Source organism: Leptospira soteropolitanensis (genome assembly GCF_026151655.1).
GTDB classification, from domain to species: domain Bacteria; phylum Spirochaetota; class Leptospiria; order Leptospirales; family Leptospiraceae; genus Leptospira_A; species Leptospira_A soteropolitanensis.
Genome location: NZ_JAMQPN010000070.1, coordinates 1 through 1,072, shown reverse-complemented (window position 1 = coordinate 1,072; position 1,072 = coordinate 1). Strand labels below are relative to the sequence as shown.

Annotated in this window: 1 protein-coding gene; it reads right to left on the bottom strand. The window is 34.7% G+C overall.

The genetic code is table 11. From position 1 onward, the window contains the following. Positions 1–160 precede the first annotated feature (160 nt). A partial coding sequence (locus ND811_RS19335) for a DUF2971 domain-containing protein (RefSeq protein WP_265365561.1) occupies positions 161–1,072 on the bottom strand: 912 nt, incomplete at its 5' end.

Below are 1,072 nucleotides of genomic sequence, written 5' to 3'. Positions count from 1 at the left end.
CCTTAACGACGTAGGCTGACCCTGAGTCCCAGCGGGACGTTAGGGACTGGAACGACACTTGCGCTGGCAAGGGGAGTGCCAGAAGCCTATGTGTCGCAGACCGAGCGAGGCCTTGTGCCGAAGCGAAGCGTTAAGGCGCTGTTATGCGTAGTCGTTCACTTTAAAAAATTCCTTTGATTTTTTCGTAGAGAGATTCTTGATTTCTTTCACTTATTTCTTCCAAATAATCTGCCGTTAATGGTTTGAAAATTAATGAATAGGAGGAATTCTCCGGTTCTTCTTTTTCAAAAGTAACTTCTGAATATTTGCTATTCTTTTTTATTATGCGGTATATTCTAGCTTGGTTTTTTTCTGTACAACGAAATCCAAAGATAATCTTTTTCAGCGCTTTTGGTGAAAAATTATATAGTCCATATTTTAATTTCAAAACTCTGTATTCATTCTCATAGCTCCAATGTTTACTTTTTGTTGAAATCATTAGCTCTAAAAATTGATTTTGATTTTGAAAATGATCATAAGATGGATAATTGTCTTGATATTTAACGCATAAAAGTGTATCAAAAAATAGAGGATCGTTCTCGAGTTCAAACTCTAAGCATAAACCAGTATGAGATTGGCAGTAATGAGCCCAAGATAATGGTTCATTTTTTTCTTTGCTCAGGCACAATATTCCTACTTGATTTAATCTATTTTTGATAGCTTTATTTACGATTCTGTTTAGTTCATTTGGATTTCTTAGTAACTCTTCAACAATTCTGTTTATTTCGTTTTCGTTAAGATTCCCATTTGAATTATCTATAAGAAACTGTCGTATGGCAACGGGATTTATTGGGTTTTGGCTATTAATTGCGCAATCAAACGGGTCATTAAAATTGTTTGGGGTAGAAAACCAGAGATTATTATTTTGGATAATATTTAAAGTTTGGCTGGAGATTGGTCTGTATTTATATAATTTTGTAGGATATCTCCCAGATTTAATTAATTCTTTAATGATTTCTTCTCTTTTCATTTTAATTTTGAACGATTTCGCATAACGAACTAGACTAACCGACGTAGGCTGGCCCTGAGTCCC